Annotated in this window: 6 protein-coding genes and 2 riboswitches; all 6 genes read left to right on the top strand. The window is 44.3% G+C overall.

Annotated features, from left to right (window positions below; translation table 11 throughout):
- Nucleotides 1-102: 102 nt before the first annotated feature.
- Nucleotides 103-185, top strand: a riboswitch (cyclic di-GMP riboswitch).
- Between the two features lie 98 nt (nt 186-283).
- The 6 genes from N288_RS20685 to N288_RS20665 all read left to right on the top strand — a co-directional run bounded on the left by N288_RS20685 (nt 284) and on the right by N288_RS20665 (nt 21,612).
- Complete coding sequence (locus N288_RS20685) at nt 284-511, top strand: hypothetical protein (RefSeq protein ID WP_009792928.1); 228 nt, start codon at nt 284-286, stop codon at nt 509-511.
- 198 nt (nt 512-709) lie between these two features.
- Nucleotides 710-796, top strand: a riboswitch (cyclic di-GMP riboswitch).
- Between the two features lie 15 nt (nt 797-811).
- Entirely contained in the window at nt 812-961 is a 150-nt protein-coding gene (sinI, locus tag N288_RS24925; protein ID WP_022544422.1) for a DNA-binding anti-repressor SinI, read from the top strand.
- A 215-nt stretch (nt 962-1,176) separates the two neighbouring features.
- A complete protein-coding gene (locus N288_RS20680) occupies nt 1,177-7,737 on the top strand; it encodes an S-layer homology domain-containing protein (RefSeq protein ID WP_009792930.1) in 6,561 nt (2,186 codons plus the stop codon).
- 295 nt (nt 7,738-8,032) lie between these two features.
- On the top strand, nt 8,033-19,513 hold the full coding sequence (locus tag N288_RS20675; protein WP_022544421.1) for an S-layer homology domain-containing protein: 11,481 nt from the start codon (nt 8,033-8,035) through the stop codon (nt 19,511-19,513).
- Between the two features lie 276 nt (nt 19,514-19,789).
- Complete coding sequence (locus N288_RS20670) at nt 19,790-20,446, top strand: 5-bromo-4-chloroindolyl phosphate hydrolysis family protein (protein ID WP_009792932.1); 657 nt, start codon at nt 19,790-19,792, stop codon at nt 20,444-20,446.
- Nucleotides 20,443-21,612: a toxic anion resistance protein gene (locus N288_RS20665; protein WP_022544420.1), complete on the top strand. Its 1,170-nt coding sequence runs from the start codon at nt 20,443-20,445 to the stop codon at nt 21,610-21,612. Before N288_RS20670 ends, N288_RS20665 begins: the two co-directional genes overlap by 4 nt.
- Nucleotides 21,613-21,627 lie beyond the last annotated feature (15 nt).

The raw sequence follows: 21,627 nt of genomic DNA, 5'->3' as shown, positions 1-21,627 counted from the left end.
TTTTATTAGGAAAAAATAAACATTTTTTTGATATAAAAAAGCTATAAATTTAGCAGCAGCAATTGATAAAAGAGGACAAAAGTAATATGATAATAGTATGAATATTGAAAAAGGCAAACTTATTGAAAAATAAGGACGCAAAGCCGCGAGTCTAAGGCGTAAGCTATGATAGTCGGGCTGCCAGGGTGATAACGCGGATAGCTTTGGATTTTATGCTTAGTCCTTTCAGAGCTAATCGGCCGAACCTTTTGGCATAGTGACTGAAAGGAAAGGGTGCATAATCATGTATTTTTTTGGTACGGAAGAATTTTTTGAGGAGCAGTTAAGTAAAGCTGTTGAAAGCGGGAAGAATCTATCAGCCAGCTTTTCTCAGTTGGAACGGGAGCTAAACTATAATTTTATTTGCACGGACAGCCTGCGGAGAGAATGCCTGGCTAACCTTGAGGCAGCAGGCAGGAAGCTCGAGCATCATCTTCCATCTTATAGCGGGAGACATGCTGCTATAGTGTAGCATTAAAAGAAAGCGAAGGGAAAATTCCTTCGCTTTCTTGCTGTTGTTGTCATTCATTTATACAACTGGGAAATCAAAAGAGAATAATAGAAGTTTTTGAGGATTAGCTTCAAGAATTCGACAAATCTATGTAGGTTTCTGTCGTAAAAAAAATGGTTAATTTTTCATTTTGCGGGGTACTTTATACCTGTACTACATTTCTGTGAAACGCAAACTTATTGAAAGATAAGGGCGCAAAGCCTCAGGTCTAAGGCCATGTATGGTTAAGACGGCTGGGCTGCCGCAATAGGGGAAACGGTTATGGGTATGAGTAATGAAGTAGAAAAAGAGTGGATCGAATTATTGCTGGAAGCAAGAAATGTTGGTTTGACCTTGGGAGAAGTAGAGAGCTTTTTTAGAAGAGAACATGATTTTTGGATCAGGCAGGAAAATATAACAGAAACTGATTGAAATTTTTACTTAAGAACAACAGGAACATACATAGAACCAAGAAACGTCTACCCTTCCGGTATGGCGTTTCTTTTTTTCGACAAGAATCTTCAAATATCGGGAGGTGCCTGTCACCACTTTAACCACTTTACTCTATCTTTACAATTTTCCAACAATCCCTTCATGTTCCATTTTTACAATTGGATTGAGAGAAATTTGGGGAGGTTTGTTGAGGGATGGGGAAAAAGAGATCGAAATTTGGTCATTTGCTGATGAGTTCAATGCTTACGGGCGGCATGCTGGCGCCTTTTTCGTCTGCGGTTCAGGCGGAGGAAGCGCTGAAGCTTGATTCGCTGCTGATTACGGAAATTGCTCCTGACATTAAGGGTGCAGAGGATTATGAGTATTTTGAGCTGCATAATCCAACAGCTCAGGAGATAAACCTTAAAGACTTTCAGTTTTACTATGTATATACAGACGGGAAAGGCGGAGATTTGCCTTTATCTTTTGAAGAGTATGTTCTGAAGCCGAATGAAACCGTCGTTCTCTGGTATAACAAAAGTTCCAAAACCAAAGAGGATTTCCGGGACCATTATGAAGCTGAGCTGCCGGATGAAGCAATTCTTGAGTTCACAGGAAGCGGATTCACAGGGATGGCCAACACTGGCAATAGGGGAATAAAAATTGTCGACGGCCAGAATGCCGAGGTTTCTTTTGCCAGCTATGTTAGGGATGAAACAGGAGAAGGGCTCTCTAAGCATTTTAAAAGCCAGCCGGAATCAGCAGAAATGCTCCCATTTCAGATTAAAGGAGCACCTTCACCGGGAATAATTAGTGCTGGTCAAATTTCCGTGCCAGAGGGAGAAAATAATACGGCTCCAGTCATCACCCATACTCCTGCCGATACGGTGGAAGGCAGCCAGGATCTTCAAATCGAAGCGGTTATAGAGGATGACCAGGAGCTGCTGACTGCTGTGGTTTATTATCAGAGCCATGCAAGCATGAAGTGGAAGTCTGTCCCTCTTGTTAAAAATGGTGACAATACATATGCAGCGGCAATACCGTCTGCCGACTATTTGGGCGGTACACTTTCCTATTATATCGAAGCAGCAGATGGAATGAATACAACTGCCTTTCCGGCAGATAAATCAATGCCTGTTCAAACAAAGATAGAAACTGTTCAAGAAACAGAACCCCAGTCAAAGCCAAGGCTGATGATCACGGAAATCACTCCTGATACTGCAGATGTTAATGGCAAGGATGGGTACGAGTTCATTGAAATCTATAATAATGCCGATCAGGCAATAAACCTGAAAGATTATCAAATCATATATCGATACCCGAATAATAACCAGCTAAATTGGGATCTTGCTGAAGATAAGATGATAGAGCCGCAGAGCTCTGCCGTGGTCTGGATCAAAAATGGGGCCAATGATGAAACCGGGCTGGAAAGCTTCAATGAGAATTACGGCACCAGCCTGGATGCCAGCCAGGTCATTGAAATTCATAATGATGGGATGGCAAACGGATCGGAACGCACGCTGATCATAGCCGATGATCTTGGCACAGAGATTGCGCAAGCGTCTTATAATAACAGCAGTGCTGATGTATACCAGAATAGCGGCATCACTTATAAAACTCCAGCAGCCGGCAGAGATATGGTGAAGGCTGGAATCAGCGAAAAAGCAGCACCAGGGTCAGTTCTGCCTGGACAGGTACCTTCAGAACCGGTGAAGCTGTCAGATGACAGTGAAGCTCCAGTCATTACCCATGAAGTACAGACTGAAATTGAAGGCGGACAGGATGCGGTGATTTCAGCAACCGTTACAGATAACACAGAAGTGCAGGCTGTTTCCCTCTCTTACCGGGCTGCAGAAGCAGCTGAATGGAAAACGGTCAAAATGCTTGTAAGCGGGCAAGCTGAAAATGTTTATGAAGCAGTCATCCCTGAAGCGGATCTGCGGTCAAAACAGATTGTCTACAAAATAGAAGCAACCGACGGAATCAACTCCAGCAGCACCGGTGAGGCTACAGCGGATATCACACCGGCCCAATATGCGAAGAATGAAGTGCCGCCGCTGCTCATTACTGAAGTTGTGCCTGATTCTACTAATGTGAACGGCTTGGATGGCTATGAATTTATTGAAGTATATAACAATACAGATAAACCTATTAACTTTAAGGATTATAAAATCCGCTACCGCTATCCGATGGAAGGGCCCGAAGCAGACTTGATCTGGGGGCCGGAAAAAGAGGATATTATTATACCTTCAGGTGAAGCTGTTGTTTTCTGGATTATCAACACAGGAAATACTGATAAAACAGCAAAAGACTTTAACAGCAATTACTCTTCCAATCTCGAAGAAAATAAGAATCTCTTTAAAATGGTTTCCAATGGGATGGCCAATACAGGGGACAGGGGCATTGTCATTGCGACTAATACCGGCCGGGAAATAGCAGCGTCCTTCTATAATGATGAGCCGAATAAGAAGGATACTGCTGCCAATAAGGGCATATTTTATGCATTTCCTACTGATAAAACAACCAAAATGGTCAAAATCAGTGCGGGGGCAGACAATGCAACCCCTGGTGCGGTCATGAAGGCCCAGGTCCCGGCAGCAAAGGCAGAGCTTAAGGAAGACACAAAAGCACCTGCCATTGAGGATCTTTCCAGTATCACAGAAGTAAACGAGAAGGAAGATCTGCAGCTCCTGTTTGACGCCGCAGATGACCAGGATGTAAAAACAATGCGCCTCTTCTACAGAACGGACAGCAATGGGGCATACAGATCGGCTGATCTGCAGCCAAGCTATGATGATGGCCTCTATCATTTCAAAATCTACTCTCCGGAGCTGATTGGAAAAGATAAAGTCGAGTATTATACGCTCGTTTCAGATGGAACCCATACAATCGAGTCAGAGCCGGCAGGGATTAAAATAACAGGCGGAGAAGAAGAAACAGGACTGCGCCTGAATGTTAAGAATGACTCTATTGTTACAAAAGAGACAATTCTTAAAGCAGCCTCTGCTTCGGGCAGTTATGAAAATATCAAACTCAAAATCGATGGAGAGAGTGTTGCAGCAGAAACCTATAAAGCGCTGGAAAAACAGGCCTACTTTGCATTTGATGTTAAAAAGACAAATTTATTTTTCCAAAATGGCGTTACGATGGGTGATGAAGTTTTAAAGATATTTGACGATACGATCAATTCATATGTAACAATGACTGTTCCTATTGAACCGGACAAGCTTTCATTGAATGAACCGGCTGTCATCTCCGTCCGCTCAGGCACAAAGGTATCTCCTTTTGATCAGGAATCAGAGGAAAACCGTGATGACTTTTATATTAAAAATGCCAGACTAGTCCTAAGCGACGGGACTGTCATATATGACCCGGCATACAGCGACAAGGAAAAGGAATTGACTGTCGGAGACGCAGGCTCAGCCAAGCCTGTATATGATTTCTCTTTCGAGGTGCCGGAAGAAAAATTCGCTGCCAAAGCTTATAAGTGGAATACCCTTGAAGCCGGAGAGGGCGAGCATACAATAACAGCCACCGAAGGGGCTGACTCAGCATCATCGACAGTGATTGTCGATAATTCTGCACCAGTCATCTCAGCTTCTGTAGAAAATGGCAAGGAATATAAAGGCAGCTTTACACTGGACGCGGATGTAGAAGATGAATGGTCCGGGGTAACCTCCGTATCAGCCACTCTTGATGGCAAGGAAGTTACCCTGCCATATGATACTGGCTCTGCCCAGCTGGATCCGGGCTCACATACCTTTGAAATCACTGCAATCGACCTGGTCGGCAATACAGGTAAAGAATCTGTAGTGTTTAAAACTGCTGATGAACATCCTGCCAAGCCGAAGGCACTTTCTCCCGAAGACGGGGCAAAAGATGTAAAAACAGATGCGAAGCTGTCAGTAGAGGTTTCCGACCCTACTAATGATGATCTGTCTGTCAGATTTTACAAAGGCTTTGAATACAAGCCGGCAGATGCAGAAGTAAGTGTCTTCTCCAACTCAGCTGACAGGGAGCCTCCGGCAGAAATGATTCCGGCAGGGGAGACTTTGCTGGCTGCAGCAGAGGAAGATAAAATGAACGATAAGGATGGCGAGTATGTAACAACGTCATCTGTAGAAAAATTCCCTTATCAGCGATTCGAAGTTAAGGTCGATTCGGAAGTAGATGAAACAGACATCATCCAGATAGACTGGGAAGGGAAATCCCTTTTGGGAAGAAAAGTCAGCATGTATGTCTGGAATTTTGATAGTGAAAAGTGGGAGGTCCAGCAGTGGAAGGTGGCAGATCAGGATGATTTCACTCTGACTGCTTCAGTGCAGGGCAAACAATATATGAAGGACCAAAAGATACAAGTGATGGTCCAGGATGAAATTTCAGCAGAAACGCCATTTGATTATACAATGGTTTGGATGTCGGATACGCAATATTATTCAGAGAGCTACCCGCATATTTATAAAAAAATGGTAGACTGGGTGGCAGCCAACAAGGAGAATCTGAAAATCCCTTATGTTTTCCATACAGGAGATTTGGTTGATGTTTCCACAGATCCCCAGCAATGGGCATATGCCGATGAGTATATGAACGTGCTCGAAGATGCAAATATACCTTACGGGGTCCTGGCAGGCAATCATGATGTAGATCATAAAACCAATGATTATACCCAATACTCCCAGTATTTTGGAGAAGAGAGATTTGCAGACAAGCCGTATTATGGAGGATCTTATAAAGACAATCGCGGCCATTACGACCTTATCAGTGTAAATGGCAATGATTATATTATGGTCTATATGGGCTGGGGCGTTGAGGATGCTGATCTTGAATGGCTGAAGGATGTGCTTGCCCAATATCCGGACCGGATGGCGTTCCTGAACTTCCATGAATACCTTCTTGTTTCGGGCAATAGAAGTCCGCTTGGAAACAAAATCTTTGAAGAAATTGTAAAGCCAAATAAAAACGTGCTGGCCGTCCTTTGCGGCCATTATCATGATAGCGAAACGCTCGTTGATGAGATTGATGATGACGGGGATGGCACACCGGACCGGAAAGTGTACCAAATGCTGGCTGACTACCAGGGAGGGCCTGAAGGCGGACAGGGATATATGCGTCTCCTGCATGTCAATCCTTCAGAAAATAAGATATATGTAAAAACTTACTCTCCGTATCTGAACGATTATAATTTCTACGATGCAGATTCTTATCCGGGCAAAGATGAGTTTGTGATCGATCTTCCATTGGAGCCGAAGGAGAAGGTCGTCTCCACTGACAGGCTTGAGGTGAAGGTTTATACAGACAGCCAGATCGGGGAGACTCAGACCCTGTCAGGAAAGAAAGCGGCGGAAACAGGATGGGCCGGCCTGGAGGCCAATAAACTGTACGGATGGTATGTCCGGGTGAATGATGAATTCTCAGGGGAAGCATTGTCAGATATCTGGTCATTCACTACCGGCAATGGAACTGGCGGGGGAGACAATGGGAACCAGGGTCCAGCCCAGCCATCGCAGCCGCCTGCAGCACCTCCTGCAGAGCAAAAGCCGGGAGAAATTCTTCTTCCAGCCGGTGCAGTGCAGATTGAACGGAAGCAGAACGAGATTGTCACTGCTGTCCAGGGCAGCCAGGTTCCGGGAATTATCAGCATGCTGAATGGGGAAAAGAAAGTAATTCCTATCATGCTGGAGAAGACTGCGAAGGGTGAAACAGCAGCAGCAAGCATTCCTGCAGTTCTCTTCAGGGATGCCGCAGCTAAGCAGAAAGATGCATTCATCCGCATAAAGAATGGTGAAGCAAGCATTACCCTGCCAGTCAGCCAGATTCAGACAGCAGAGCTGGCGGAAAAAATGGGGACCGATGTCGAGAATCTATCCATCGTCATCTCTGTTAATGAAGCAGCTGAACCTGCTTTTAAAGAAATGGCAGAAAAGAATAAGCTGACTTTGGCATCAAAGGTGATGGAATTTACTGCAGAAGCGGCAGCTGGAGAGAAGAAGCAGGCGCTGGAAAACTTCAGCAGTTATTTAAACTATGAGCTGGCAGGCAGCAAAGAATTCAATGCTAAAACCGCTTCTGTCATCCGTTTGAACAGCACTGGTGCTATTTCATCAGTACCAGCACTGTTCAAGGGCAGAACAGCAGAATTTAAATCATTGGCCGGAACTGTCTTTGCAGTTTCAGAAGATAAGGTATCCTTCCCGGATGTAGACAGGAAAAGCTGGCCGGCTGATTATATAGAGACCCTCGCATCCAAACATATCATTAAAGGAAAAGCAGATGGAACATACGCACCGCTAGAAGAGATGACCAGGGCACAATTCACTGTTTTGCTTGTCCGCGCCCTCGGCCTTCCGGCTGTGGATTATGACAATCGCTTTAAGGATGTAAAAGGGACTGAATGGTTCAACAGCGAAGGTGAATTGATGGCAGCTGTTCAAACGGGCATCATTCAGGGCAAAGAGGATGGGAATTTTGCCCCGAATGAGAGGGTTACAAGGGCACAGGCCGCTGCCATGATCAGCCGTGCTATGGACATTCCGTTCATTGGCTTTAACAAGAATGTGTTAGAAGAGAGTAAGAAAGCTTCAGATTTCAAGGATGCCGCCCAATTTGCACCATGGGCGAAAGAAGGAATTGAAGCTGTTTATCAGGCTGGTATAGTATCTGGGCGTGAGGATGGCCGTTTTGACCCGAATGGCTATACAAGGCGAGATCATATGGCCAAAATTCTGGCGAACTTCCTTATAGCCGCCGGTTTGATGGATGATACAATTACAAAGTGAAAAAAGCAGGCTGCTGAAGCAGCCTGCTTTTTGTGCTCTTACTATACTGAATGGTAGCTGATAATTATTTTAGAATAACGATATACAAGGTTAGAAAGTATTGTTCTACCTTATTGTGAAAAAGTGAAATTTAGTTTTTCTATGTTGATATATAATTTATAAGCTCTAATCATATAAATTTATTATGCTGAACAAGACGAATGAAAAAAGACCTACTTTTGTTAGAAGTTTATGGAATCGAGACTAATTTACTAGTATAATATAAATGTATAACTTTACCATTGGAGGTTAATATATGAAAAATAATAGGAAAAAGATCTTAGCTGCTGCAGTCACTACTTCAATTGTTGCATCAGCAGCTGCCAATTCAGTTGAAGCGGCAGACTTTTCGGATTTAAAGAAGGGGAGCTTCGGTTATGAAGAGATTTCACATCTTGTAAAGGCCGGGGTGATCGATGGGCTTGGCGATGGCACTTTCAGACCGGGAACAGCTATCACCCGCCAGCAGGCTGCTAAGCTTTTCACGCGTGCTTTGAACCTCAAAGCGCCGTCAAGCGGCAAAGGGTTTAAAGATGTGAGTCCGGAGTCTGCCTTTTATTCATCAGTTCTTGCTGTGCAGGAGGCAGGAATCTTCAAGGGGACAGGGGAATACTTCAATCCTAACGCCACCTTGACAAGGGAAGAAATGGCTACAGCTTTAGTCAGGGCGTTTAAGCTAAAATCCAGCGGCGCTCAAGTTCCCTTTAAGGATTTAAAAGAGATTTCTCCAGCCCACTTGGAAAATGTGAAGACTCTCTACCAGGCAGGGGTCACAAAAGGAAAAGCAGGATTCTTATTTGATCCCAAAGGCAATGTGTCCAGAGCTGAATTTTCAGTATTCCTTTTCAGGCAAGTGATCGGGGAAAAAGCAGCCACTATAGAAAAACTGGCGGAAAGCAAAGTTTATATCGATGGTAAGGCCTATACATATTCTAAAGAGCTAAAACCTTTCTTCAGCAAGGAAAATGAAAATGCACTATTAGGTGCAGGTATTAAATATAATCAAGACAAGAACGAAATTACAGAGATTACTTACCTGGAGATTAATGCATCAGGAACAGAGAAACCGGACAACTCCGGCAATGTCGTTCTTAAAGGAGAACGAGGGGTCGTTAACGGTGACATGGTCATCAACGGAGATTTTATCACTGCTGAGAACATCAATATTAAAGGCAGTCTAACGATCACTTCAAAAGCGGCCAATTCTTTTACCGGCAAAAGTCTGTCTGTAGAAAAGAGTACAGTTATCAATGGGAAGGCTGTGGCTATTTTTAATGATTCCAAACTGAATGCCCTTGAAGCAGCCGCAATGGGCAGCCGGATTGAGCTGAAAGGACCGACAGCTGTTCGTTCTGCTGAGGTTCTTGCAGATGCAGTTCTATCATCAGAAAATACTATCCCGCAGCTGATGGTAAAAGGACAGGCAGCAAAGTTAGAGCTGAACGGCAAGGTACAAAAGGCATCATTTGCGAATGAAAAGCCGATCCACTTGAAGGGAGCAGGCGAGATTGAGATGCTGGAGGCATCAGGTGCAGCTATAACGCTGGAGAATGGTTTGAAAATTGGCGATCTTCATTACTCTGCTGCCAGCAAAGTTGCAGATGTTATCACAAACTATAATCAAGTTAAAGGCAATATCGCTAAATTAAATGGAAAGGATAATCCTGATGCTGCTGCAGCTGCACCGGTTAACACAGGAAGTCCGATTCCTTCCGACCAGACGCCGCCGCAAGGCTTAACAGGCCTTTCTGCTGTCTCTGATCATACAAAAGTGACATTATCCTGGAATGCCAGCAGCGAAGCTGATTTCAGCCATTATGAGATTTATTATCTTGCAGGGAAAAGTGTTTCCAGGGAATCTGCAGGAGCCCAGAAGGCTACTGTGACAGAAAAAGGTTCAGGCCGGGTTTCTTTTGATATTGCCAGCCTGTCAAATGATGTGGACTATGCATTTGCTGTTTATGCAGTTGACTCTTCCGGAAATTACAGTACAGCTGCTACTGCAGCAGCGACTCCAGCTGCGGAACAGGCTGTTTCTGGGAACATCTTTGAAAACAATCGTACCTACTCCAGGAGCTACTTAATCCACCCGGCATCAGGAGCAGTTTATGGAGCACCGACAACTGGAAACAGTGCCGCTGTCAATGGAAATGTAACGGTCAAGGGAAGTGCAACTCTTCAAAACCTGGTGATTTCAGGCACGCTGGTTCTTGATCCAGGGGATGAAGGCGAGGTAACACTTGATAATATCGAAGCATCAGCCATCAAAGTGCTATCAGGGAAAGTAGGCACTATTGTTTTCAATCATGTTAAAGCAGATTCTGTCTTTGTCAGTGATGATAATGGAATCAGGCTGAAAAGCGATGGCAGCAGCACAATCGGCAGCTTAAGGATTTCACCTTCCAATCCAACCGGCGCGTCCGAAGTGCAGCTCGCGGGAAATTACAATAGCACCAATATCATTCTCGAAAAGGATGTAACAGTAACGGCTAAGCCTGACTTTTCAGCAGGCAGCATAACCATTGAAGGGCAGGAAAATCTTCATGTTACCCTTCAGGCTGAAGAAGGAAGTGCAGCTGATCTTCCCTCTGTTACATTTAAGAGTCCTGCGAAGTTAAGCTCAGGAGCGGGAAGCATTTCCATCCCGAAAATTATCCTCGCTAATGGGGGTATGACAGCAGGGGAGACTGAGATCAATGGCAGCTTTGGACAGCCTGAAGTCTTAGCAGAGAAAGCAGTTTCCTTAAAGGTTGAAGCAGAAATCTCAAAGCTCTCAGCAAAGTCGGCTGTTCATTTATCAGGCGGAAAAGCTGGGGCTATCCAGAACTTTGAAACAATCGGGAATGCCGGTAAGATCCAGGGTGCAACAGAAGAAGTGAATGAAGACTTGAAGAAGGTCAGGAACACCAGTGTAAACCTGGCAAAAGCGGAGATTAAGAAGGTGCTCGAACAGACGGAAAAGGACCTCGCAAGCATCCAAAAAGCAGATGCTTATGTAGTAACTGCTATCTCGCTTGGAGCAGCTAAAACGGATTTTATTGAGGGAAGCAAGAATCTGATTGATGAGTTGAATAAGCTGAAAACACAGCTGTCAGCAAAGATGGATGCAATTAAGGAATTGAACGAAAAGCTGGCTGAACTGCCTAAGAAGGAATATTTACCTTATATTACCTCAGCCGGATTGCCTAAATTGAAAAATGATGCAGCCACAGCAGAGGCAGCTTCAGATAAGGCCAAGGCAGCCGGGATTGCCAATCCTGAGAAAGATGCAAATGTGAAAAACTACAGCCGTCTGAACGACGCTTTGCAGCATATTCAAAAGCTTGAAGGCGTGAAGGAAGCAGTCCTGGAGAGCGTCCTTGCAAAGCTGGCAGAGCTGCCTGAGCCTGATGCCATTACCATTGAGGCAATTGATGAAATCATACAGCAAATGGAAGAAGCTAAGCGTGCTGCTGCAGAAGCAAAGTTAAAAGGAGCCGTGCCTTCTGACTTCATCCGTGATGGGGAAGATTTACTGGCAAAATTGAATGCAGTTGAATCTGCTGTTTCTGAGCTGCTCCAAGCAAAGGCAGCTGCTATCAGTATGGCGGTAGAAAAGCTGGCAGCACTTCCGGAAACCGATGATATTACCGTAGGAAACTTAGAGTCAGTCCGTAAGCTTGCAAATATAGCAAGGACGGCCGTTGAACAGGCAAAAATCAAAGGAGCTGCAGATTCAGATTTTGCACTATTGAGTGTACTGGCTAGTGTGGAAGCAAAAATTGCCCTGCTGGATGATGCGCGAATTTCTGCGATTGATGCTGCAAATAAAGCTATCGCTTCCCTTCCTGAGCCAGATAGCATTACGGTTGAGATGATTGAAGCACTGCAGTCAGAGCTCAATGCAGTTAAGACCAAAGTAGAGGCAGCACGGCAGGCAGGCGCAGAAAACAGTGGATTTGTAAACCTGGAGAAAATTGATCAGATTGAGGAGAGAATGGCAGAGCTTCTCGGTGAAAAAGCTGAAGCAGTTGAACTGGTAAATGAAATGCTTCAAAACCTTCCGGATGTATCGGCCATTACATTTGCCAACTTCAAACAGGTGAAAGCTGATGTTTCCAAACTGAAGCTAGCCATTGCTGATGCGAAAGAAAAAGGGGCTGCTGAGGCCGATTTTGAACATATAGAAAAACTTTTGCAAGCTGATGAAAAAGTATTGGAACTTGAGAATAGCAGCGCGGAAGCTATTACTGCTGCCAACCAGGCCATTTCTGCTCTCCCTGCAGCAGAAGAAATAGGGACAGAAAATCTCGATGAAGTAAAGGCAAAATGGCAGGCAGCTGTGGAAGCCATTGCTGATGCAAGGGCAAAAGGAGCAGTGGATGCTGACTTCCCTGAGCTTGACAGGGTGGATGAAACTGAAAGAGCGATTGAAATGATGGAGACTGCCCTGGAGGAAGTGATCCTTACTGCAAATGAAGCGCTCGGAAAAATACCTGCAGCGAAAGACATTACTGCACAGAACTTTAAAGAAGTAAAAATCCTTGCAGCTGCTGCCAAGAATGCCGTAGCAATTGCAAGAACAAAAGGTGCTGAGGACAGCGATTTTACTGGACTGGAGAAGATCTCTTCCGCTGAAGTGAAAATTGCCGAACTGGAACAGCAATACACCGAAGCTGTTTCAGCAGCAAATCAAGCAATTTCAAATCTTCCTGTTCCAGCAGATATTTCTTTCAGCACACTTTCGGAAGCAAAAGAAAAGCTTGCAAATGCAGAATCAGCCATCGCTGAAGCAAGGGCAAAAGGGGCAGAGGATGCAGACTTTGCTAATCTCGGCAAACTGTCTGAAGTGAAAGAGAAAATCAGTTCTCTTGAGATTGAGAAAAAACAGTCCATCTCAGAAGCCAATGCAGCCATTGCCGGCCTGCCTGAAGCGGACCAGGTTACTGTTTCCAATTTCAAAGAAGTGAAGGCAGATGCAGAATCAGCCAATATAAAACTTAATGCTGCCCGCCAAAAGGGTGCAACTGATGCTGATTTCACGGGATTGTCCAAGCTTCAAGCAGTTTTGGCCAAAGTAATTGCATTTGAACACCAGCTTAATGAAGCGATCCTTGCTGCCAATGAAGCCATTGCACTGCTGCCGGAACCTGAGTCCATTTCGAGGGATACACTGCAGAGCGCCAAAGATCAGCTGCAGGCTGCTGCTGATGCTATTGAAGCAGCCAGGCAGAAGGGAGCAGCGGATTCAGACTTTACCGGTATTGAAAAGCTCGAGGCAGTAGAAACGAAGATCGCTGAGTTTGGAGATCTGAAAGAGCAGGCGATTGAATCCGCCAATGAGGCACTTGCTGCCATACCGAATGCGGAATTTATTACCGAAGAAAATGCAGCCGAAGTGCGTTCCAAAGTCCAAATTGCCCAAATGCTTGTAGCACAGGCAAGGCTTCTGGGGGCAGAAGACAGTGATTTTACTGGACAGGAAAAAATCAATCAGGCTCTTGCTGCACTGAAGCAATTTGAGTCAGGGTATGATCTGGAACATTATGAAAACCCCCTGGAATCCCTGGCTAAAATCAATCAGAACATAGACGGTTTCACAGCAGAGGATTTGATGGGAGCTTCCGACTCCGGAGTCAAAGAAAAAGAGCTGGAACGGTATAGAGCAGAACTAAAGAAGGTGTTGTCGGAAAATAATAGAGACCTCACCCTTGGTGATGTTGGATTAGCTGTAAGCAGACTGAATGGTGTATTGATAGAAGAAGGGATAGAGGCTATCAATTCTAATCTATCAGGGTTTACCTTTGAGGATCTTAATAAGGTACAGTATGTTTTTGGCAGTTTCAGGATTCAGGATTACCGCGATGCCTTAACTGCAGCCTATAGTAAGTATGGACACTTAAGCAGCGAAGAAATCTCCAATACTATTTTCAGTATGGAAAAAGAAGCAGCATTAAATGCTGTTAATAGCCATCCGGAATCTGCCGAGATGATGGATTTGTATACTTTGGCAGCAGAGTATGGATATCACATTATTAATGTACCGGTTGAAGTGATCCGGACAGAGTTAAAGAGGGTTATCGCTCAAGAAGGCCCTTTAACTGCCACTGAAATTGTAGAGATCATAAAGAATTTGAGTACTGCTGACATCCATGAAGTGTTCTTAGAGGAGATTAACTCCAATCCTGAACATTTCTCAACCGAAGCATTGAGTGCTGTTTCTAGTACTAATTTAGAGTACCAGCTGATTGATTCATACCGGAAAGCTATTGCAGACTATAAAGCTTCCCAGTCAGCGCCGCTTTCAGCCAAAGCTATCTCGAAATTGGTCGCAGATATAAATGATCAGGCGTACTTGCATGAAATAAATACAGATAGGGACTACTATTATGCATTGAGCATCGTAGCTATCGGAGACTTTGCCTTTAAACAGCTATCTGAATATCAAGCAGCTCTTGAAAGAAAGCAAAATGAAAAAGGGGATCTCACAAAGGAAGAAGTTATAGCAATTGTCAGGGCTGTCAACTCCGATATAAGAGGCAGTGCTCTTGCTGCGATTAACATGAATCCGGAGGAATCGACGTACTTCCAGCTTTCGGATGCAGTAGATCATTATGGGCTGGTCGATAGCAATGCCCTGGAGTTCTATCGTGCCGCATTGGTAGAGGCTGTTAATATCAGTTCAGGAAACCTTTCGGAATATGATATCAGGCAGCTGATTGAGGATATTAACAGTCAATTGGCATTAGCTTATATTAATAACAATCCCGAAACTTTTACTATGGACCATCTCAGGAAAGTTTTATCCAGCACTTGGCTTGATAAAGAGTTGATCCTTGATTACAGAGAGTCTGTCTCACTTAGACTGGAAGAACTTCAGGCAGAGCTGACGGCTGTACAACTCAGTGAAATTGTCAATCAGGTAAATGACAGGGTTTCCGATGCAGCTGTCCAGTATATCAGCGATAATATTGACAGCTTTGAGTACGCTGCTCTTGTGAGTGCTTCAAAAGGCTATAATGTATGGGAAGAGTATTTAGAAGAATATCGCAAGGAGCTAAAAGCGTTAAAAGAAAGAAACGGCAGAGCCCTTCAATATAGTGAAATTCTTTCTGCCCTTTCAAGGGTTCACCAGGAAATGGCCCAAAAAGAAGTTGCATATACTATTAATTTGTTAATGACAGAACCTAAACTCATTAATATTGATCATTTATGGAGAATTTCTCCAAGTGCAGATGAACGGCTGATATTCAGGTATATAGATGAGTTGTCTCTTCTGCTTGATGATGGCATGGTATTTACCCAGCAAAATATTGCTGAAGTGATTAATAATATCAACAAAACGTATGCAATAGAGACATTGAACAACACGCCATTCATTATCTCAATGCGGGAGCTTGGCTACATTGTCGAGATCCATTCATTCAGTGAGGAATTCCTTGATGATTATAAGCAGGCTTTCTCGGACGATATCAAAGCTTCCGGTCCAATGTCAGCCGGCAGGGTGGCAGAAGTGATTCTTCAAGTGAATAAAAGGGAAATTATAGAACAGGTAAATGCTTATCCTGAAGGTTTGACTATCAATCATTTGGCTGCTTTATATGGCTGGAACTTTATTGACCAGGAATTGCTGGTGGGCTATATCGGCAGAGCACGGGCAGAGCTGGATGCTGGAAGAGAATTAACCTTTGAAACGTTGCTGTCGGTAATAAAAGATGTAAACCAGCAGGATCAACAGGAAGCTCTGGCTGAAATAAATGAGAATCCACAAGGGTTCAGCTATAGTACTCTTTTGAGGGCGGCTGACACATATGTTAAAGAAGAGAGGCTTTCACCATACCGCATGGCGATAAAAATGTATATGGATTCCAAAGGGGGCCATATTTCAGCTGCTGAGCTGATTTCCATCCTGGAGGACGTAAACAGGCAGGAAAATGAAAGAGAAAGACAAGATGCGATTGATTATATTAATGAATATCCTGCTGCTTTTTCAATTATAGATCTCAGAAGCTCAGGCATTTATATCGAGCCTGAATATGAGCATCTTTTACCGGAATTCCGTGCAGCGGTAGGGGCAAAACAGCTGACTAAAGGCAGGGACTTGACCTTTGAAGAAATCTTCCAGACTGTAAATCAGATCCTTAATGAAGCGAAAAATCTGAAAGAAGCTGCTGCACTTGAACGTATTAATGAGAATCCTGAAGGAGCCTCTATTTGGGATATTAAGCTGTTTTTTACAAATGCAAGGGAAGACAGACTCGAAGCGTATAGGGCGGCATTGCTTGAAAAAGCAAACAGTGTCGGAGAATTAAATGAATGGGATGTCGAAAACGCAATAACAGAGAAGAATAAGGCACTGGCTCTTGCAGAAATAAATGATCATCCTGCCTCAATGACTATTGAGCAGCTGACCGATGCGCTGTTTAATGAAAATTATTCCTTTAAGCAGGAATACCTGGCAGAATACCGTTTGAAAATAGCAGAAGCAGTAGAGGCTGATGGCACGATAACCATTGAGGAAATAATCGAGATTCTTGAAGAGGTAAATGGAAGGGAAACTCTCCCAAGAATTCAGAGCAATCCCGAGAGTATCCAAGCTTCTGAGCTTAGGATGATCTTAGGTTCTGAAAACGTGGTCGATGAGAATATTGCTGATTACCGGACAGCCATAACAAACGCAGTTCATTCCGGCACACAGCTTACTAGGGATATCCTGCTGGATCTTGTGCTGGCAGTAAACAGCGAAGTGTCAGAACGAGCCCTTACAGAAATTAATGCCAATCCGGAAGCCGTCACAGCCGAGCTGCTGAGAAAAGCCGGAGTTACTGTTTATGCTTATCCTGATCGCCTCCAGTTGTATCGTGAAGCGATTGCTAAGAAAAAAGCTGAACTTGAAAAGGACTTGAGCCTGACGGAGCTGGAGGCTGTCATTGAGGATGTAAATGCTAATTATAGGCAGTATATTGAGGAGCTAGTGCTTAAACGGATTATCGAAAATCCAGATACTTTTACAATAGATGATCTGAATCAGCTCAATATATATCCCGAATATGAAGATAAGATAGCTGAATACAGGCAAAAGGTGAAAGCAGAGCTGGATAGACTGACAGTTGATAGAATCCGCCAAATTGTCTGGGCAGTGGACTCTGCCGTTAGAGAAAATGCTGCTGCAGAAATGCTGAATGTAATTAAAAGTGACCCAACAGGATTTTCATTTAAGGTGCTGCAGCAGGCAACAAGAAACCTTGCTATAAGTGCTGACAGAATTGATTTGTATAGAAAAGCAGTGGCCAGTTTCCTGGATGAGAATAATGGGCAGATGGGGCTATATCAGTTAGAGAGTCTGATTATGGAAACCGATAAAGCTGCAACTTTCAAGAAAGCTAAAGAAGCGCCGTTGTCATTGACCATTATAGATGTTGAGTACCTTGTTAGGGATGCGGGTAATTGGGCAATAAGTGTACAGTATTTAGAAGGATACCGGACAAGCATAAAAGCAGAGGTTGACTCTGGCAGAGAACTGACATCCCAAAGGGTTGTAGAACTGATCAATCAAGTGGGCCGGGAATATGGTTTGGCTGAGATTATCAGGGATGGTGCAGGATTTAAAGATCAATCCCTCCTGCATGTTGTTTATCCATATTATAGCTGGGAGCTCATGGATGCTTATCGGGAAGCTGTTATAGACTTACTTGAAACAAATCAGACTTTAACGATTGTTTTATTAAATGAATTAGCTGCTGGAATTAATTCAGCTCATTTCCTGAATCAAATAACAGCCGATCCCCAGTCTGCCGAAGTGGACCAGCTTCGCCTCCTTTTACAAGAGGACGATTTGGTACGGTCTGATTATGAATATCTGGAGCTGTACCGCTCAACACTTGTACAGCTGAAGGCAGAAAAAGATGAGGGTGAGTTGTTCACAATTTCAGAAGTTAAACAGGCAATCACAAAAGCAAATGCTGAAATTGATGGTAGCAGGCTTGATGCAATTAACAAAAATCCTGAAGGCTTTGATATAAATGACCTCGGAAAGCTGATAGGCTATGAACTTATTAATTATTCAAACCTTGATTTCTACCAGCAATCAGTTGCCCAAATGCTGGCGGAACTTGAGCGTGACCTGACTGCCGAAGAAATCCTGGAGGCAGTTAAATTAGGAAATGAACTGGCAGATAAGGCAAATCTGGATGCAATTAATCTTAATCCTGACAGCTTTGGACTCTCAGATCTTGAAGAAGTTGCAGGGAATATAAATTGGTCTAACCTTGAGTATTACCGTGAAGCTATTAAAGCCATGCTTTCAGTGAAGGGTGCACCTTTAACCAAAGAAGAAATAAAGCAAGCTGTAGTGGAAGGGGATGCCTTGGCGGTCGAAGCGAGGCTTGCCGAGATCAACGGCAGTCCTGAAAAATTTGAGTCATCTATTCTTGGGGAACTGTATGGATATGATATTGTTCAATGGGAAAACATGGAGTGGTACCGCAGCGCCTTAAATGAGGCCATTCAAAGCAATAACGGCGAGCCGCTTTCCTATGAGGAGATTCGTGATATTCTGCTGCAGGTCAACTCCGCAGAAACGAATTCAATCTTAGAAAAGATTAATTCAAATCCTGGCGAAGTGACCCGCGATGAGATTTATTCCCTGCTTCCTGATGAGATCGCTCATCTTGTATTTGATCCTTATGTTAGCTATTACCAGGATCAGTTTGCTGAAATGAAAGCAGAGATGGGGCGGGATTTACGACTTGAGGATGTGAAAACAGCAGTAGAGGATACGAATGAAAGAATCTATGAGGAGATTTTCGATAAGATCACCCAAAATCCTCAAGAGCTTCAAAAATATGATTTAGGTATTTTTGAAGAATCCTATTCAGAAAATGTTTATTTCTCTTGGGAACAATTCAAGCTATATCAAATATTGTTTACGGAACATCTCGCAGCAGGCGGTGCTCCTCTCTCCAGGGATGATATCAAGATGATTTCTGAGGATGTATATGCGAACTATAATATAATTTGGTCGTATATTTTAGCAAAGGAATCATACAAATCAGGCGATATCCTGGATGTTGCGACAAGCGATTACCAGCTGTCCCAGGTATTCCTTGTTCCAGTCAGCCATGGTTCCGAGGATATTACCGAGCAGGAGCTATATGATCTGGTTGAATCTGGTGTCGCTGTTTCAGCTGGTCCGCCTAATAACGGAGAGAATACGCTGATTGACACTGCGGGTCTACCGGCTGGAGATTATGCCGTTTACTTAGTAGATAATGGTTCAGGGGTTTTCGGAAAATCCAATACGATCCATCTTGATGCGGGAGCAGAAAACCCAGGGGAAGGTGTAAACAGCCTTCCTGAGACAAAAGAAGAAAAGCCGGCGGAAGATAGCGTTGTTGAGGAAGTAAAGCAAACTTCATCCGGAACTGTTAGCATTAAGCTGCAGGATGAAACCTTCATTGAAGTTACGGTTGAAGATCAGGATCTTAATTTGAACAGCAATGCAGCCGACACAGTAGCTGTCCAGGCTGTAAATGATAACGGAGAGCTGCTGGAAGTTATTCTGACTGAGACTGGTGCTGATACGAATGTATTTGTCGGAACGGTTATGCTTAACCTGTCTGCTGAAAAAAGTGAAGAAATGCTGACCATAACAGATGGAGATACAGTCACCATTACTTACACAGATGAAGCAAATGCAGAAGGCAAAAAAATAGAAGCTGCCCAATCCATCACAATCCCCTTCGGGAAAACTAAATAATACAAGCATTTGAACCGCTGAGAGCGCTTTGCTCTTAGCGGTTCTTTTGGTATTGATTCGACAAATTTCGGGAGGTGCCTGTCACCATCTTCTACGCCTCAAGACCTACCCAATCTTACAGTCCTGGTCTATGGAAAAGAGGAGTTTTATCGTGTATTGTTGAATTAAATAAGATAATCTTACTTTTTCTGTCAAGCGGGGAGATTGGGTGAAACCTATTCTGTCTTAAATCGTATGAGTAGATAAAGCAGGATTTTATGTCAGGAGTCGATATGAATGAACCGGATTGTTTCGTTTCTTATAGGCACAGTACTGGCTGTCCCGTTCGCCGGGTCGGTCTGGACGGTCAGTTATTTCGGATTTGACCAGACGTTTTTCTTATCCGGACTGATAGCAGGCGGAGCGGCTGCGTTAGTGTATCTGGCTGCATTCCAGATCGGGCGTGTCCGTTTCCTCAGGAAGCACGGGCTTTCGCGGAGGGAATACAAGTACATCAAGACAAACCTTGCAGAAGGGAAAAAGAAAATTTCCCGCCTGCACAAGTCATTATTTGCGATCCGCCATCTTCCTTCTTTGAAGCAGCGGATTGAACTGATGAGGATCACACGGAAGATTTACAGGCTGACGAAGAAAGAGCCGAAGCGTTTTTACCAGGCGGAGCGGTTTTATTTTTCCCATCTTGATTCTCTGGTGGAAATGACGGAGAAATATGTTTTCCTCTCCACCCAGCCGAAGAAGAACCTTGAAATCGACCAGTCGCTGCTGGAAACCCGAAGGACCATCAATGAACTCTCCCAGACGGTTGAGAAGGATTTGTACGAAGTGATTTCCGATGATATTGATAATCTTAATTTTGAAATAGACGTGGCAAAAAACTCGATTAAAACGTGGAAGGAAAACCGATTACCTGAAGAAAGCAGGAGGCTGAAATGAGCGAACAAAACCCATCATTAACGAAAAAGACGAGCAGTCTTATGGATGATATCCTTGCCGACCCGTTCGGCGACATGAATGGCGGACCTGTCCTGGAGCTAGCGAAAGAAGAGAAACCGGTGAAGCTCATAGACGTGATCCCGGAGGAAAACCGCGCCCGGGCTTATCAGATTGCCGAGCAGATCGACCCGCGCAACCACCAGGCCATGATTGCTTATGGGACTCAGGCTCAGACGAAGCTGCTCACCTTCTCGCACAGCATGCTCGAGCATGTCCAGAAAAAGGATATCGGAGAGGTCGGTGATATCATCAATGACCTGATGAAGCGCCTCAATGATATGAATCCGGATGAACTGAAGCAGGGCAAGCAGTCGCTGTTTTCCCGCATGTTCGGAAAAATCTCCGATTCTGTCCAGGAGATCCTCTCCAAATATCAAAAAACAGGAGCGCAGATTGACCGGATCAGCGTAAAGCTGGACCGCAGCAAAAATGTCCTTTTATCCGATATCCATATGCTGGAGAAGTTATATGACACGAACAAGGAATATTTCCACGCTCTCAATGTCTATATTGCAGCGGGCGAAATCAAGCTCGAGGAGCTTCATGAGCAGACAATCCCGCAGATGAGGAAGGAAGCGGAATCATCAGGCGACCAGATGAAATTCCAGGAAGTCAACGATATGCTTCAGTTTGCGGACAGGCTGGACAAGAGGCTGTACGATTTAAAGCTGAGCCGGGAAATTACGATCCAATCCGCCCCGCAGATCCGCCTGATCCAAAACACGAACCAGGCCCTTGTCGAAAAGATCCAGGCATCCATCAACACTGCCATCCCGCTGTGGAAAAACCAGGTGGCAATTGCCCTGACCCTTATCCGTCAGCGCCATGCCGTTGAAGCGCAGAAGCAGGTTTCAAAAACAACCAATGAGCTGCTCTTGAAAAACGCGGAAATGCTGAAAACCAATACCATTGAAACCGCCAAGGAAAATGAGCGCGGCCTAGTGGACATTGAGACGCTTAAGAAAACCCAGGAAAATCTCATTTCCACTCTGGAAGAAACACTCCGGATCCAGGAGGAGGGCCGCAATAAGCGGCGCCAGGCAGAAAGTGACCTGGCTTCTATGGAAAATGAACTGCGCCAGAAACTGCTTGAAATCAAAGGATAAGTAATAGAGATGCCT

Origin of the sequence: Bacillus infantis NRRL B-14911 (assembly GCF_000473245.1) — a bacterium.
Taxonomy (GTDB): domain Bacteria; phylum Bacillota; class Bacilli; order Bacillales; family Cytobacillaceae; genus Bacillus_AB; species Bacillus_AB infantis.
The sequence above is the reverse complement of the archived record's forward strand: the minus strand, read 5'-3'. Positions and strand labels throughout refer to the sequence as shown.

What these genes read in the sequence shown, in the direction of transcription:
- N288_RS20685 (WP_009792928.1), top strand. Translation starts at nt 284, where the DNA reads ATGTATTTTTTTGGTACGGAAGAATTTTTTGAGGAGCAGTTAAGTAAA.
- sinI (WP_022544422.1), top strand. Translation starts at nt 812, where the DNA reads ATGGGTATGAGTAATGAAGTAGAAAAAGAGTGGATCGAATTATTGCTG.
- N288_RS20680 (WP_009792930.1), top strand. Translation starts at nt 1,177, where the DNA reads ATGGGGAAAAAGAGATCGAAATTTGGTCATTTGCTGATGAGTTCAATG.
- N288_RS20675 (WP_022544421.1), top strand. Translation starts at nt 8,033, where the DNA reads ATGAAAAATAATAGGAAAAAGATCTTAGCTGCTGCAGTCACTACTTCA.
- N288_RS20670 (WP_009792932.1), top strand. Translation starts at nt 19,790, where the DNA reads ATGAACCGGATTGTTTCGTTTCTTATAGGCACAGTACTGGCTGTCCCG.
- N288_RS20665 (WP_022544420.1), top strand. Translation starts at nt 20,443, where the DNA reads ATGAGCGAACAAAACCCATCATTAACGAAAAAGACGAGCAGTCTTATG.